The sequence below is a fragment of the Acinetobacter calcoaceticus genome, assembly GCF_900520355.1.
Classification (GTDB): domain Bacteria; phylum Pseudomonadota; class Gammaproteobacteria; order Pseudomonadales; family Moraxellaceae; genus Acinetobacter; species Acinetobacter calcoaceticus_C.
In genome coordinates, this window is record NZ_LS999521.1 from 961291 (window position 1) to 975812 (window position 14522).

The 14522-nt window shown below is 39.1% G+C and carries 16 protein-coding genes; 2 read left to right on the forward strand and 14 right to left on the reverse strand.

Annotated elements, in window-relative coordinates; genetic code table 11:
* Window positions 1-4 precede the first annotated feature (4 nt).
* Window positions 5-2434 (forward strand): CSLREA domain-containing protein, encoded by a 2430-nt coding sequence (locus AC2117_RS04510; RefSeq protein ID WP_133972209.1) that lies wholly within the window; start codon window positions 5-7, stop codon window positions 2432-2434.
* Window positions 2435-2526: 92 nt separating this feature from the next.
* On the opposite strand, the gene AC2117_RS04515 is transcribed toward AC2117_RS04510, so the two are convergent.
* From AC2117_RS04515 to AC2117_RS04540, 5 genes are all read right to left on the reverse strand, one after another.
* Window positions 2527-2916, reverse strand: coding sequence for a DUF3106 domain-containing protein (locus tag AC2117_RS04515; protein WP_133972211.1), 390 nt, complete (start codon window positions 2914-2916; stop codon window positions 2527-2529).
* Complete coding sequence (locus AC2117_RS04520) at window positions 2906-3226, reverse strand: hypothetical protein (protein ID WP_004643705.1); 321 nt, start codon at window positions 3224-3226, stop codon at window positions 2906-2908. Before AC2117_RS04520 ends, AC2117_RS04515 begins: the two co-directional genes overlap by 11 nt.
* A complete protein-coding gene (locus tag AC2117_RS04525) occupies window positions 3216-3830 on the reverse strand; it encodes an RNA polymerase sigma factor (RefSeq protein ID WP_133972213.1) in 615 nt (204 codons plus the stop codon). Before AC2117_RS04525 ends, AC2117_RS04520 begins: the two co-directional genes overlap by 11 nt.
* A 159-nt stretch (window positions 3831-3989) precedes the next feature.
* Window positions 3990-4766 (reverse strand): TrmH family RNA methyltransferase, encoded by a 777-nt coding sequence (locus AC2117_RS04535; protein WP_075431506.1) that lies wholly within the window; start codon window positions 4764-4766, stop codon window positions 3990-3992.
* A gap of 59 nt (window positions 4767-4825) precedes the next feature.
* On the reverse strand, window positions 4826-5797 hold the full coding sequence (locus AC2117_RS04540) for a class 1 fructose-bisphosphatase (protein WP_133972215.1): 972 nt from the start codon (window positions 5795-5797) through the stop codon (window positions 4826-4828).
* Between the two features lie 185 nt (window positions 5798-5982).
* On the opposite strand from AC2117_RS04540, the gene AC2117_RS04545 reads away from it, so the two are divergent.
* Window positions 5983-6168, forward strand: coding sequence for an NF038105 family protein (locus tag AC2117_RS04545; protein WP_009393678.1), 186 nt, complete (start codon window positions 5983-5985; stop codon window positions 6166-6168).
* Window positions 6169-6225: 57 nt separating this feature from the next.
* Here AC2117_RS04545 and pal read toward each other — a convergent pair whose 3' ends face one another.
* The 9 genes from pal to AC2117_RS04590 form a co-directional block, all read right to left on the reverse strand.
* The gene (gene pal, locus AC2117_RS04550) at window positions 6226-6786 is read right to left on the reverse strand and encodes a peptidoglycan-associated lipoprotein Pal (RefSeq protein WP_009393712.1); all 561 of its coding nucleotides are present in this window, start codon (window positions 6784-6786) and stop codon (window positions 6226-6228) included.
* Between the two features lie 27 nt (window positions 6787-6813).
* Window positions 6814-8094 (reverse strand): Tol-Pal system beta propeller repeat protein TolB, encoded by a 1281-nt coding sequence (gene tolB / locus AC2117_RS04555; protein ID WP_017391834.1) that lies wholly within the window; start codon window positions 8092-8094, stop codon window positions 6814-6816.
* A 93-nt stretch (window positions 8095-8187) separates the two neighbouring features.
* Window positions 8188-9579: a cell envelope integrity protein TolA gene (gene tolA / locus AC2117_RS04560; protein WP_133972217.1), complete on the reverse strand. Its 1392-nt coding sequence runs from the start codon at window positions 9577-9579 to the stop codon at window positions 8188-8190.
* A gap of 3 nt (window positions 9580-9582) precedes the next feature.
* Window positions 9583-10035 carry a protein TolR gene (tolR, locus tag AC2117_RS04565; RefSeq protein WP_042898128.1) on the reverse strand — a complete coding sequence of 151 codons (453 nt, stop codon included), beginning with the start codon at window positions 10033-10035 and terminating at the stop codon, window positions 9583-9585.
* Complete coding sequence (gene tolQ, locus AC2117_RS04570; protein ID WP_133972219.1) at window positions 10035-10733, reverse strand: protein TolQ; 699 nt, start codon at window positions 10731-10733, stop codon at window positions 10035-10037. Before tolQ ends, tolR begins: the two co-directional genes overlap by 1 nt.
* 23 nt (window positions 10734-10756) lie before the next feature.
* The gene (ybgC, locus tag AC2117_RS04575; protein WP_042898140.1) at window positions 10757-11164 is read right to left on the reverse strand and encodes a tol-pal system-associated acyl-CoA thioesterase; all 408 of its coding nucleotides are present in this window, start codon (window positions 11162-11164) and stop codon (window positions 10757-10759) included.
* 313 nt (window positions 11165-11477) lie between these two features.
* The gene (gene ruvB, locus AC2117_RS04580; RefSeq protein WP_133972221.1) at window positions 11478-12482 is read right to left on the reverse strand and encodes a Holliday junction branch migration DNA helicase RuvB; all 1005 of its coding nucleotides are present in this window, start codon (window positions 12480-12482) and stop codon (window positions 11478-11480) included.
* A 7-nt stretch (window positions 12483-12489) separates the two neighbouring features.
* Window positions 12490-13089, reverse strand: coding sequence for a Holliday junction branch migration protein RuvA (ruvA, locus tag AC2117_RS04585; protein WP_133972223.1), 600 nt, complete (start codon window positions 13087-13089; stop codon window positions 12490-12492).
* A 90-nt stretch (window positions 13090-13179) separates the two neighbouring features.
* Complete coding sequence (locus tag AC2117_RS04590) at window positions 13180-14520, reverse strand: deoxyguanosinetriphosphate triphosphohydrolase (protein WP_042898125.1); 1341 nt, start codon at window positions 14518-14520, stop codon at window positions 13180-13182.
* Window positions 14521-14522: the final 2 nt, after the last annotated feature.

The window sequence follows — 14522 nt, forward strand, 5'->3', positions numbered from 1 at the left end:
GGCTATGAAAAATTATAAAAAAGCTTTTTTAGCATTAGCTGTAATTGCTGCAATGCCATTATTTGCAGATACTACAAATGGAAGAATTGATGTTACAACTTTTGTCGATGAAGATGGTGATAATACCAATGCCTGTTCATTGCGTGAAGCGATAAAGACTGCTGAATTGCGTAAGTCTTATGGTGGTTGTACAGTTATTGATACACGTGAGACTACACAGAAATCTATTCAGCTTAAAGCAGGAATCTATAATTTAAGCAAGGAGCTAGTTCCTAATGCCAATATTGCTATTTTTGGTGCTGACCCCGTAGATTGGCAGAAGAAAAGTGTTTTAACTAATGATTATCCCGCACAGCTTGAATTACAAACGTATATTGATGCCCAAGGTAAATCACGTATTTTTAATACAACTTCCTATAAGCAACCCCTAAGCTTAAATAATGTCATTCTTACAAATGGAGTTACAACTGGTCAGGGTGGGGCGATTTATGCCGGTGCTGATATTGCTTTACAAAATAGCCAGATTTTATTATCACGAGCAACAAGTGGTGGAGCAATTTATTTAGCTTCACCTAATATTACTTTGTCAGTAAATCATTCATTACTGAAAGGTAATAGCGCAACACAAGGCAGTGTGTTATCAATGGGGTGTTTTAGTGACACCGTCTATGCGCCACGTACCATTACGTTTACATCAAATAGTATTGTAAATAATGGTAATACAGCTTCAACAAGTACATTTGAGTTTTGCGGTAAACCTACTGCGACATTGTCGATTAATACTATTGCGAAAAATATAGCGAATAGTACTAACGGCAGTGTTATTAAGTTTACTGGCGATACCAATAATCCAGCCAATACATCAAGTATTTTAAGTTCAAGCAGTAGTCTAGTACTTTTAAATAATACAATTGTTGAAAACAATGCGAACAGTACTTTCCTCTACGACAAACTGGGCACAAAAAAGCTTAGTTTTAACGTACTGGCTTATAACACTGGAAGTTATGCTTGTAAATATTTGTTAGGCGCGGCAGCAGAGCAGAAGAGTGTAGGTTTAACACTGAGCTTCAATGCCCTTGATTGGACGTCTACGATAGCAAAATGTGATGTACCAAAAGAATCTCTGCCTGATGGTCATACGAATATTAATATCAGTACACAATCATTTAATACTCTATTGAGCCTACAGGATGCAACGGCTTCTACAGGTTTTTTACCTATTTATTATCCAAGAGATATTTCTTCTGACAAAGATTTAATTGATACTGATAAAGATGGAAAAGGAGGCTGTGCTACAACTGACCAGCGTGGTTTAAACCGTTTAGCAGATGGAGCCTCTTATTATCAGTCAGAGAACCGTAATAGTTGTGATATTGGGGCTGTTGAGTTAATGAAATTAACTTCAGGCGACTTAAAGGACGTCAGCAATATCTCATTAACAACCTTAATAGATACTTATCAACAAAATTTTGATTTATTTGATAAATATATTAAAGACCCTAAAACACCCTCTAATTTTATTACTTATTATAAAGTACGTTTAGCTGAGTTTAAAAACCTGATTGATACAACCAAGGCAAATCTTAAATATCGTGCTATATATCTTGATTTAAAGAACTATGATTTACCTTTACCGGCCGAAGATGCTAATCATGTGTTGAAGTTCTTCAATACAACTGACTATCGTATTACAACAGAGGCATTGGGTATTGGATCACTTGATGACACATTTGATCAAAGCCAAATCGATGCTTTAACTGATGAGGATAAAGTATTCTGTGAGTGGAGTAGCGCTTTACAGCAAATTGTTTTTTATCGCAAGGATGATGTAGTTACTCAAGCCGGTAGCTATGCTTATTGTAAATATACGATTACAACAGCCGATAGTAAATCAAGCTCAAGCGGTTTGATAAAAGCACGTTTTAATAATATTGAACCTGTTTCTGGAGATGGAACACTTACCTTTAAGTATCTTGCAAATGAAACTATTCCATTGAATCTTCTTAAATATGCGGATGATGATGGAGATGGGCCAGTAAGCACAATTTCAAAACCTAAAACACAATTTTGGGTGAATGAAAAAGGCGTAGAGTTACCAATCTATTTACCAAGCAAAACTTCAAAAGATGGAATTTTTAAGGTTGTTAAAGCAGATCGAGAAGGACCTTGTCCGGAAGATGATAAAGATAAAACTTGTTATGGTGGGAATATTTATATTCAGGCAAATAACGTCTTTAATGTTTTCAACGATTCATTGAGCTATAACGTTTATGATGCAGATGGTAAAATCTCATCTAAAGCTGGCACAATTAATCTAGTAAGTACTGCAACTACCACGGACGATTCTCGAAGTGGCGGCGGTGGCGGTAGCTTAGGAATTTTATCTATAGCATCTTTACTGGGTTTAGCGGCCTATAGACGCTACCGTAAATAAAATATATAAAACAAAAAGCCTCCAATTGGAGGCTTTTTTATAAAATTTATGTAAGACACTAAATTCACTACATAGGAATTTTGCAGAGTTATTTAATGTTCTAAATACTTATTCATATATTCTTCCCGAATAGCTGTTTTTTCTTCACCATTTGCTTTAAGCATCCGCTGGCGCAAATCATTACGCTCTTGCGTACTCATTTTTTGCCATGCTTCACGCATTTTTTCTTTTTCAGCATCGGGAAGCTGAGTAAACCAGTCCATACGTTGCTGTAGGTTTGTACTTTGATTCGCTGGTAACTCTTTTAAGCTCTGGTAACGTTTAATAACTGCACGTTGTTCTTCTTCAGAAAGAGCATTCCATGTGTCATCAACTTGTGTATTGGCATCTTTAGAAAAAATCCAAAATCGTTCAAAACCTGCAAAACTGGTTTGCAAGAAACTTAATGAACAAAGGATAAGCGCTAATTTTTTAGCTGCCATGTTGTACTTTATCCTCACCCAAGACCATTAGCATTTCTAAATCTTCCACCATTTGTGGGGATAATTTAGGATTTACAATCACTTGATTTTGTGGCTTATCAACAATATCTGCTGAATTAGGTAAAATTACAAAACCTGTGATCGCTGCTGCAAGTGCAAAACCAGACATTTTCCAGACACTATAAAAAGAGGCTGGTTTTTGTTGAATATGGTCAAGCACATGATTCATGACCACTGTTTTATTTTTATGGTGATGTGCCAAACTATCAAGTTTAGACGTCACCTTTTTAGTGAAATCATCATGATTCATCATAACCTCCCAAGGGATTTAAATGGGCCAAATACTCTCTAAGTCCCTGAATTGCTCGGTGATAATGGGTTTTTACACTACCTTCGGTACAGTTCATGATCTGAGCTGTTGTGTGTGTGTCAAAACCTTCCCACGCACGTAACATAAATGCCTGTTGTTGACGAACTGGTAGCTTTGAAATCGCTTCTCGAATTTCTTCGATAGTCACTGCTTGATCAAGAAAATCTGCAGGATTGATGGCTTTTTCATCAACTATATCAATAATTTCGTCGTCGTCATTGTCGAGACTAACTTTTTTGAAGAATGAAAATGGGTTTGCTCTACGAGATTCTTTGCGGCGCCAATCCTGAAGTTTGTTGTTTAAAATCGTATAAAACAGGGGATACCATTCTTCAGTACTTTTATCGGCATAAGATTTGTGTAAAGAAATAAATGCTTCTTGAACCAAATCCATTGCAATACCTTGTTGACCTTGGGTAGCACTCTCCATCATCACCAAAGCACGACCAGTTACATCTTGCATGAAAACTTTCAGGCGTTGCTCAGCCGTGCTTGCATGAGCACTAGATGTTTCCGATCGAGACTTTTTCGGTGCTAAATCCATGGAGATGGAAAATCCTGTCATTGGACATACCCACCTTATCTTCAATATATCTCTTATATAACGTTGAAAAGAGGTGGGAGGTTGACAACAATCGGCTATTTTTTACTAGTGTAGTTGATTTTTTTCACAAATATGTGAGATGTAAAATAAATTAACGTTTTATTGGCGTTGACGAACCATCTCAAAAAAACAAATAGACCCTGCAATTGCTACGTTTAATGACTCTTGTCCACCTGGCTGTGGAATAGTCACTGATTGCGCGTGCTCTAAGGCGTAATCACTTGCACCTTGGCCTTCATTTCCTAAAATCCAGACACAGGGCTGAGAAAGATCTTGTGAGTAAAGGCTTGTTGAGTGATGAGAGCTTGTAACAAAAACTGGGATTCTAAATTTTGGAAGAATATCTGTAAGTTGGAAGTTTTCAAAACAATGTAAGCTAAAATGAGCCCCCATACCTGCTCTTAACACTCGTGGAGACCAAAGCGATGCAGAGCCTTGTGTGCAAATAATTTGCTTAATATTTGCTGCTGCTGCTGAACGTAGCAATGTGCCTACGTTACCTGGATCTTGTATATTCTCCAGAATCAAAGTGTCCACTTTGTAATCAATTGTTGATGCAGTTTTAGGCAAATCAATAATAGCTAAACAAGGTAAGCTCGTACCTAATGTACTCAAATCTCTATATAAGACTTCGCTAATAACAAAGATATGACCTTGATGTAGCTCAATTATTTTTTTTAAATCAGTGTGTTCTAGTGCTTGTTCTGTCGTAAATAAAGAAAAAATCTTCTTTTGCTGTTGTAACCACGTTAAACAGAGATGGGTACCTTCAAGGACTGTTTGTTGGTGCTTTTTTCGAGCGCTATTAAGTTCGATTAATCCACGCAAATGTTTAATTTTTGCATTGTCTTTTGATTCTAAAAAAATAACCGCCATGAGAAAATATCCAACAAAAGGGCACCATCATACTATGATGCCCTAAATAATTAAAATTATTAATGATAGCTTGTTACGCGTTCAACTTCATTTTTAGAGCCAATAATTACAGGAACACGTTGGTGAAGCTCCGTTGGTTCAATGTCTAAAATGCGAACACGGCCAGTAGTTGATGTACCACCTGCTTGTTCAATGAGCATACTCATTGGATTCGCCTCATACATTAAACGTAAGCGACCCGCTTTTTTCGGATCTTTTAAGTCGTATGGATAAAGGAAAATACCACCGCGGCATAAAATACGGTGAATATCACCCACCATACATGCTACCCAGCGCATGTTGAAATCTTTTTCACGAACAGATGTTTTCCCTGCAAGTAATTCATCAATATATTGTTTTACAGGTTCTTCCCAATGGCGCTGGTTAGACGTATTAATTGCAAACTCTTGAGTGTCTGCTGAAACTTGAACATTATCAGTAGTAAGCAAGAATGTTTGAGTTTCTGGGTCTAAAGTAAAGAATACTACGCCATTTCCTACAGTTAAGGCCATCATGGTTGATGGGCCATAAAGTACATAACCAGCAGCAACTTGCTGTGTACCAGCTTGCATGAAATCGTCTGCTTGAGTTACCGCATTTTTTGCAGGCAGGATAGAGAAAATTGTGCCTACACACATATTGATATCAATGTTACTTGAACCGTCTAATGGATCAAATAAAACCAGATATTTACCATTTTCTTGTGCAGGTGTGAACTCATCAAGCTCTTCAGAGGCAAGACCACCCACTTGTGGATGAACTTTTAAAGCATCAATTAAGTAGTCATTAGAAATCACATCAAGTTTTTTCTGTGTTTCACCTTGAACATTTTCATTACCAGCACTACCCAAAATACCAGCGAGCGCGCCCTTTTGTAAGGCTTGATCGATAGTTTTACAGGTGGTGGCAATAGTGTCGATGACTTGAGCCAACTCAGGTGTTAGATTCCCTTTTTGTTGTTGTAAAAATTGGGACAATGTGAGGTTGGACATATAAAATAGCTCCTGTGCTTCAAGCATCAAAATGAGTCAGATAAATACGTGGCATATTCTAGATGAGAATGTCACAAAATAAAAATTATCTTACTTTATTTGTGTTGGATTTATGCTTACAACCTCCATTTTAAATGGTATGTTGATTATATGACAACGGACTGTATATTTTTAGGAGAATCGAAATGACAACAAAGAAGTTTGATGCGACCCCCACAGCAGGTGAACCAATCAATCTAGATGAAATTTCGAAAGAGAATGTTCAGGAAGCTTGGAAAGATTATGAGGCAAAACCTGAATATAAAGATTTTAATAAGCATGATTTGATTGAATCTATGCAACATACCGAAGAAGAAAAGAAATCTTCTTAAGTTTTGTTGTTATAAAAAAACGCTCATATTATATGAGCGTTTTTTTATGCATATGCTTTATTTTAACAATGGTGGCACTGCTTCATAATTAATTTCAACGCGGCGATTTTCTTTCCACGCAGATTCATCATGTCCTGCATTAACAGGAGCTTCTTTACCATAACTTACAGCTTCAAGTTGCTGTGGGTTTACGCCATTGGTAATTAAGTAGCTTTGTACAGCTTTAGCACGACGCTCGCCTAAAGCCATATTGTACTCACGTGTACCACGTTCATCTGTATGGCCAGTTAATGCAACTTTTGAGTTTGCATTTGCCATAAGGAATTGTGCGTGAGCTTGGAGAGTTTGATAGTCTTCAGTAGATAAGTCACTGCTGTCATAATCAAAATGAACAACACGTTTAGCCAAAGCAGCTTTATTTGCTTCAGTCACACCTTTCGATGAAGCACCAGCCAAATTTTGAGCATTTAATGCAGCATCTTCACTTAAACCAGAAGTGTTTACCGTACTTGGATTTGTACCAGTCGTGGTCGTCGCTGCCGGTTTGCGACTCGCACAACCTGTCATCACGAGTGCTACGCTAAGAAAGGGTAGAGCTAAATATTTGATTGATTTCATGATCATCTCCATCAATGGAATTAAAAGTTATTTTGGTGCCCAAGCTGGTTCACGTACTTCACCTTGTTCGCTTGGTAAATTCATACGGAAACGTCCATCAGTAGACATGATAGATAACAAGCCACGGTTGCCTTCACGAGTCGCGTAGACCACCATTTGTCCATTCGGTGAGAAACTTGGTGACTCATCTAAACTGGTTGGAGTAAGAATATTGGTGATGCCAGTATTAATGTCCTGAATTGCAACTTTATAACTGCTGCCACTTGGACGATGAACAAGAGCAATCTTTTTGCCATCTGCACTCAAAGTTCCACGTGCATTAAATGAACCTTTAAACGTTAGACGTTTTACTGAGCCATCAGCAAAGGTATAACGATAGATTTGGGCAGAACCACCACGGTCAGAAGTAAAAATAAACGATTTTCCATCTGGTGTATAACGTGCTTCCGTATCAATGGCCGAGTCGTTTGTCATACGTTTGACTTGGCGAGTTGATAAATCCATTTGATAGATTTCTGGGTTACCATTCATAGATGCTGTAAATAGCATTGATTGGCCATCAGGTGAAAAACTCGGTGCGCCATTTAGGCCTTTAAAGCTTGTGAGTACTTCACGTGTCCCTGTAGATAAATCTTGTAAATAAATGGCTGGACGCTTGGTTTCAAAAGAAACATAAGCAATTTTCTTGGCATCTGGTGTCCATGCCGGAGAAAGAATTGGGTCACGAGATGACAAAACAGTTTTTGGTTGTTCTCCATCCGTATCTGCAATTTGTAATGTATAACGTTCTGCAGGAGTTGCCGGATTTCTAAGCACATATGCAATACGGCCACTAAAATCACCGGGAATGCCTGTAAGTGCCTGATAAATAGCATCACTGACCATGTGGCCAGCTTGACGTATACGTGAAGCAGGTACATTTAAAAGTTCATTTAAAATGTATTGCTGCTTTTGTACATCATAAAGTTGGTAATGAACTTCAAAACCTGTAGCTGTTTGTTTAATTTGTCCAGTAACTACATATGGAATTCCGGCAGCTTGCCAGTCAGAAGCTTGAATCTGATTGATTGCAGCATTAGCAGGTAAATTTTTAGATGAGCTTGTAAAGCGCCCAGAACGGTTTAAGTCAGTTTCGACAATAGGAGAGAGCCCATTGTCATTACTAAACGGGACAATTGCAATTTTGGGTGCCTGATCTGGTGCTTTAGCAATTTCCAGATATAACTGGGCAAAAGCAGTTGTAGAAGCAAGAGGGCTTAGTGCGGTGATCAATGCTAAAGATAGCAGGTGTTTGCGGCTCGTATTCATAAGTTTAAAGTCATAGCTGGTATTTTTGTGACTGTTGATTTTGTAGCATAGTTACATGCCTTAAACTATTTAAAGCATGTAACTCTTTCAAAATTATTGCGCTCTAAATGTAGAGGTCACGCTTCTTGCTTCACGTCTTGCATCTGGGTCCGATGGCATAGGATATGGCGCAGAGGCTTGAATTGCTGCCTTAATACTTGCATCTAAAGCATCATCTCCGCTTGAACGCGTGATTACAATTGAATTGACACTTCCCGAATCTGAGAGGGTAAAACGAACACCAACTGTTTTACCACTACTTCCTGTCGGGACATCCCACGAGCGTCGAATTTTTTGCTCAAAATCACGTCTAGCTGAAGAAGCAACTTTTTTAGCCTCAGCTTTCTTTTGAGCTGCCTCTTCTTGTGCTTTTTGAGCAGATGCAGCTTTTGCTTCAGCTTCTGCCTCAGCTTTGCGTTTAGCATCGTCAGCAGCTTTTTGTTGTTTGGCTTTTGCATCTGCTTCGGCTTTGCGTTTAGCATCATCAGCAGCTTTACGAGCTTCACTTCGTTCATGCTTAGCTTTTGAGTCGGCTTCAGCTTTGCGTTTAGCATCATCAGCAGCTTTACGAGCTTCACTTCGTTCATGTTTAGCTTTTGAGTCGGCTTCAGCTTTGCGTTTGGCATCTTCATTTAATTTTTGTTGCTTGGCTTTTGCATCGGCGTCAGCTTTACGTTTGGCGTCTTCATTAGCTTTTTGTTGCTTAGCTTTAGCATCTGTCTCAGCTTTACGCTTAGCGTCGTCATTGGCTTTTGCCTTAGCTTCAGCTTTGTGTTTAGCATCTTGCTGCGCTTGTAGTTTAGCGTTTTCGGCCTTCTGAGCCTCACGTTTCAGCTTTGCCTCTGTCTCTGCTTTTCGCTTAGCCTCTTCAGCAGCTTTACGTTGTTCAGCTGCTTGTTTAGCTTTGGTCGCTTCATCAGCTTTTGCATTTTGCTCGACTTTACGTTTTTGTTCGGCTTCAGATCTCGCTTTAGATTCGGCTTGGCGTTTTGCTTCAGCATCAGCACGTTGTTTTTGTGCTTGAGCTTCATCAGCTTTACGCTGTTCAGCAGCTTGTTTAGCTTTAGCTGCTTCATCAGCTTTACGTTTTTGTTCCGCTAATTTTGCTTGTTGTGCCTGTTCAGCTTTTTGCTTTTGAGCAGTAAGTTGCTGAGCAGTTGGCGGAGGAGGTGCGGCCGGAAGATTTTGAGGGAGAGTCTCATCTACAATAGGGGTTAACACCTCTTTTGCTTCATTTGTAGCAGTTGTCTCTTGTTCAACTGCTTTTGCTAAAGGAGGGGGTAAATCTTCTGGCTTAACTAAAATAGTTGTTAGCTTTTTTGGCTGTTCAGGTGGTTTACTCAAGCCTAAAAAAAGCAAGCCAACAATGGCAATTGCATGAACTCCAATTGTAAAGCTCAGTGCAATCGCATTTTGTTTAAAGTGCGGCTTTTGATTTTTATTCATAGCTTATTTTAAAGGCTCTGTCAGAAGGCCAACTTGAGTTAAACCTGCTTCTTGTAAACTTGCCATCAATGATACGACTTCTCCATAAGGACGAGACTTATCACCATTGACTAAAACTGTGAGTTGTTTATTTTCTTGTTCAGCTTGTTTTTGAGCATTGCTTAAAACTTCTTCAAGTTTTTCACGAGATAATGGCTCACTATCTTTATAATCTTCATACTGAAGATAAATATTGCCGTCTTTACCAATCGTTACCATGGCTGGCATGTCTTTTGATTCGATTGGATGGTTATTTGCTTGAGGTAAATCGACTTTAATTCCACTAGTAATCATGGGAGCAGTCACCATGAAAATAACCAAAAGTACCAGCATAACGTCAATATAGGGTACGACGTTCATATCACTTTTTAGTGGTTTTTTTATGCGCTCAAAGCGCCCTGAACGCTGAATTGCCATTATGCATCTTCCTGTGATGAACCCACAGACTGACGTTGCAATAAAGCAATCATCTCTTCAGCAAATAAAGCACGATCAGAGTAAACACTTTCGCTTTTAGACGTGAAATGGTTAAAAGCCAATACAGCAGGAATTGCAGCAAATAAACCAATTGCGGTTGCAATAAGTGCCTCGGCAATACCGGGTGCAACAGTTGCCAGTGTAACTTGATCAACAGCAGCTAAACCGATAAAGGCATTCATAATGCCCCAAACGGTACCGAATAGACCGATGTAAGGAGCTACAGAGCCAATACTTGCTAAACTACCTAAGCCATATTCCAGATGGCTTTGATCACGACTCAAACCTACACGTAAAATACGTTCAGTCCCTTCAATCGTTTGTGAAACAGGGGCCTGACATTTTTTAAGTTTAAAAAACTCACTCAATCCTTGATAAAAAATATCTTCAAGACCTGAGCGTTTTGAGTTGAGTTGAGCATTGTTGTAAAGCGTATTGAGTTCAGCACCTGACCAGAACATTTTCTGGAAATGTTCATCTTCTTGATGTGCTTTTTTATAACTCATATGTAACTTGGCAATCAGATACCAACTAAAGATTGATGCTAACAATAAAATTAGCATGACCAACTGAACGACTGGACTTGCCTGTAAAATAAGGTCAGAAATATGCAGGGTTGATTCAATGTTTGTTGCCATAGTTACATATGCCGGTTGTTTTTTTAGTCTTGTTCCAATTCTTTACGAATAAGATCACGTATTTCTTCTGGAAGACGACGAGCTATCAGTTCTTTGCTTAAACATGCCAACTCAACCTCACCAGAAGCAAGCAAGATTTCACCACGATAAATATTTTGTTGCAACACAAATGACGCAGCTTTACATGAAACTACACGTGCTGTAACAGTAATTAAATCATCCATTAAAATAGGACGCATGTATTTTACGTTAATTTTGTGTACGACAAAGTTGTAGTCTTTTTGATGCCAGTAATGATCAACGCCAGAAGCACGGAGCCATTCAGTACGGGTACGTTCCATATAGCGAATGTGGTTGGCATGGTAGACAATACCACCTGCGTCCGTATCTTCAATATAAACACGAATGTTGAATTCAAAATGATTCGCCATGAGAGGATTCCGTTTTAGTTCACTATAGAGCTTTGCATTTAAAATATGACTGCTGAATAAAACATCAATTTTATTCGAAGCCACGTATATGCTTTAAATACGGGGCAGTTTAGCAGATTGCATACTAAGTCCTATGGCACAACCTTTCAATTGCGGTCAAAGCATTTTTACGTTTTATAACGCTGCAAAAAAAGAAGAAAGTAAATATAGAAAGAAGACAATATTTGATTTCTTTAGCTATTATTTATAATGATATAAAATTAAAAATAATAAATTAGGAACTAAAGTAAGGAGAGACATGCTCTCCTAATCACTAGTTTTTAGGCTCAGGTGGTGTCAGTCCAAACTGTAAATAAGATTGATTAGTTGCAATACGCCCGCGTGCGGTGCGCATCACATAACCTTGTTGAATTAAATACGGTTCAATCACATCTTCAAGCGTACCACTATCTTCTGCCATGGCTGCTGCAAGTGCTTCAACTCCGGCAGGTCCACCATCAAAACGTTCCAGAAGCATACTTAAATATCGACGATCTAGAGTGTCTAAACCCGCTTTATCAACCTTAAGCATATCAAGAGCAAGTTGTGCCATTTCGTGAGTGACTTCACCGTTACCTTTAACTTGTGCATAGTCACGAACACGTCGTAATAAGCGGTTAGCAATACGAGGTGTGCCACGTGCACGGCGGGCAACTTCTTCTGCACCTTCAACTGTAATGGGTACATTCATTAGCTTTGCAGAACGTGACACAATATGTGTTAAGTCTTCTACAGAATAGAACTCAAGACGCTGAACAATACCAAAACGGTCACGTAGTGGTGAGGTAAGTAATCCCGCACGTGTAGTTGCAGCGACAAGCGTAAATGGTGGTAAATCCAGTTTGATTGAACGAGCACCAGGACCTTCACCAATCATGATATCTAATTGGTAATCTTCCATCGCTGGATAGAGGATTTCTTCAATAACCGGTGAAAGACGGTGAATTTCATCAATAAACAAAACATCGCCTTCTTCGAGGTTCGTAAGCATTGCAGCTAAGTCACCTGCACGCTCTAAAACTGGCCCCGAAGTAGATTTAAGATTACCACCCATTTCACGTGCAATAATGTTGGCAAGTGTGGTTTTACCCAAGCCCGGTGGACCAAAAATCAGCGTGTGGTCGAGTGCTTCACCACGACCGCGAGCTGCGCCAATGAAAATTTCCATTTGCTCGCGTACTACAGGTTGCCCGATGTAGTCGGCAAGAGAAGTTGGTCGAATAGCCCGATCAAAATGATCTTCTGGTTTTTCCGCTCCACTGATTAGACGGTCTTGCATAAGTGTTTTACTTCATCATTGATTTAAGAGCAGCACGAATAATATCGGCTGATTCTGTGTAATCGGCTTTAACCGCAGCAACAGCTTTTTGAGCTTCAAGAGGTTTATAACCTAAAGATTGCAAGGCTGCTTCTGCTTCTGCCACAGGCGAGTTTGCAGCAAACTGAATTTGAGGCAGGGTAGCCCCAGAAGAAGTCCCTTGAGCTAACGTTTTGAAACGGTCGCGAAGCTCGATCATTAAACGTTCAGCTGTTTTTTTGCCAACACCCGGAACTTTGACTAACGTGTTGATATCGTCATGCTCAATCGTATGCACTAATAACTCAACACTTAAGGTTGATAGAATCCCTAATGCCATTTTTGGGCCGACACCATTTACTTTTAATAAAGTGCGGAAAATTGTTTTTTCTTGAGCATCACTAAAGCCGTAGAGTTGCTGTGCATCTTCACGGACAACCAAATGCGTCCATAACGTAACTTTCTGGCCTTTTTGTAATTGGCAAAATGTTGAAAGTGGCGTATCGATTTCATAACCCACACCATTTACATTCAGTAAGACAGTAGGGGCTTCTAGGGCAAACACTTCGCCAATTAAACATCCGATCATAGAGGATTTCACTTATTTATTTTGGTAAATCTGGAAGTTCTAAATTCTTTTTAAAACTTCATACATTTCTTTAACTATAGTAAACCATACTTAAAACAGGCCAATTTTATTACCTCGTAATTCTTGAGCCAAGCTATAAGCCTGATGATCTGAGAATTTGCTGATAATATCGAGTACTTGCATAATATTACTGTAGTGATTATTGCTAAAGTCAGCACCATACAGATTAAGGATAGACATTAAACGTTGTTCTTTAAAGCTTAAAGATTTATGTGGTGTGGTCAGAGGTACAAATGCATCTAAAATCGTTTGCAAACTTTGGTGAGCAATAATTTCTAAACCAGACTTTTGTGGGTGCTCAAAAATTTTATCACGTGCCAGATTTTTGGCTGTTTCGATACCAATTGCAATATCAGGGGAGCAATATTGTAAAAGGTTGCCTTTAAGTTGACCGGTAATGATTTCATAATGATGTTTGGCAAACGCTGTGGTGACTTCATCAACCAGACGTTTCATGACACGTCCACGTAATGCCGAAATCTTTTGCTGCCAAGTACTGTTTGGATGTGACAATTCTTCTGGTTGGCCATAGTCGGCAATCAAATTAAGAAAAATAGGTTCAACTTCTTGGTAACTTAGCATATTTAAGATAATGCCGTCTTCTAAATCAATTAAGGCATAGCAAATATCGTCAGCGGCTTCTAATAAGTAGGTCAGTGGATGACGGCAGTAATGATATTCACCCAGTTGAATGAGTCCAAGTTGTTCAGCAATCTGTTTTAAAATTTCTTTTTCAGACTGATAACATCCGAATTTTGCACGTTGATGTGAGGGACGATCACCTTGTTCAGCAATGGTTTTTGAAAGCCAAGGATATTTTAAATAAGCACCTAAGGTGGCATAGGTTAATCGCATTCCACCATCATTTGGATGATAGTCAATACGGCTTAATAGACGTAATCCTTGAGCATTGCCTTCAAACTGACGGACATCTGCTTCTTCTTCTGGGCTTAATTTTTTCAAAAAATCATTATGCGAAGCATCATCAAACCATTCACGAATCGCATATTCACCCGCATGTCCGAAAGGTGGATTACCAATATCATGGGCCAGACAGGCTGCCTGAATGATTGCGCCTACATCCGCAGGAGAGATCCAGACGGGTAATTCATTTTTTATTTTCTCTGCTGCGAGCATGCCCATTGAGCGGCCAATACAGGAAACTTCAAGTGAGTGAGTTAAACGGGTGTGAATGCCATCATGCTGTGCGAGTGGGTGAACTTGTGTCTTACGGTTTAGTTGTCGAAAGCTTTGCGAAAATATAATACGGTCATAATCTTTATGGAATGGGCTACGAGCCAGTTCTGTACTGCTTTTTTTACTGCCTAAACGAACTGCAGAAAGCAGCTCTAACCAACGCATTTGTTCCATTT

Bases quoted from the DNA above. Each gene is read 5' to 3' on its own strand.
- pal (WP_009393712.1), bottom strand. From the start codon at position 6,786: ATGAAATCAATCAAATATTTAGCTCTACCCTTTCTTAGCGTAGCACTC.
- tolB (WP_017391834.1), bottom strand. From the start codon at position 8,094: ATGAATACGAGCCGCAAACACCTGCTATCTTTAGCATTGATCACCGCA.
- tolR (WP_042898128.1), bottom strand. From the start codon at position 10,035: ATGGCAATTCAGCGTTCAGGGCGCTTTGAGCGCATAAAAAAACCACTA.
- tolQ (WP_133972219.1), bottom strand. From the start codon at position 10,733: ATGGCAACAAACATTGAATCAACCCTGCATATTTCTGACCTTATTTTA.
- AC2117_RS04540 (WP_133972215.1), bottom strand. From the start codon at position 5,797: ATGTCCAACCTCACATTGTCCCAATTTTTACAACAACAAAAAGGGAAT.
- ybgC (WP_042898140.1), bottom strand. From the start codon at position 11,164: ATGGCGAATCATTTTGAATTCAACATTCGTGTTTATATTGAAGATACG.
- AC2117_RS04525 (WP_133972213.1), bottom strand. From the start codon at position 3,830: ATGGATTTAGCACCGAAAAAGTCTCGATCGGAAACATCTAGTGCTCAT.
- ruvB (WP_133972221.1), bottom strand. From the start codon at position 12,482: ATGCAAGACCGTCTAATCAGTGGAGCGGAAAAACCAGAAGATCATTTT.
- AC2117_RS04520 (WP_004643705.1), bottom strand. From the start codon at position 3,226: ATGAATCATGATGATTTCACTAAAAAGGTGACGTCTAAACTTGATAGT.
- ruvA (WP_133972223.1), bottom strand. From the start codon at position 13,089: ATGATCGGATGTTTAATTGGCGAAGTGTTTGCCCTAGAAGCCCCTACT.
- AC2117_RS04545 (WP_009393678.1), top strand. From the start codon at position 5,983: ATGACAACAAAGAAGTTTGATGCGACCCCCACAGCAGGTGAACCAATC.
- tolA (WP_133972217.1), bottom strand. From the start codon at position 9,579: ATGAATAAAAATCAAAAGCCGCACTTTAAACAAAATGCGATTGCACTG.
- AC2117_RS04590 (WP_042898125.1), bottom strand. From the start codon at position 14,520: ATGGAACAAATGCGTTGGTTAGAGCTGCTTTCTGCAGTTCGTTTAGGC.
- AC2117_RS04515 (WP_133972211.1), bottom strand. From the start codon at position 2,916: ATGGCAGCTAAAAAATTAGCGCTTATCCTTTGTTCATTAAGTTTCTTG.
- AC2117_RS04535 (WP_075431506.1), bottom strand. From the start codon at position 4,766: ATGGCGGTTATTTTTTTAGAATCAAAAGACAATGCAAAAATTAAACAT.
- AC2117_RS04510 (WP_133972209.1), top strand. From the start codon at position 5: ATGAAAAATTATAAAAAAGCTTTTTTAGCATTAGCTGTAATTGCTGCA.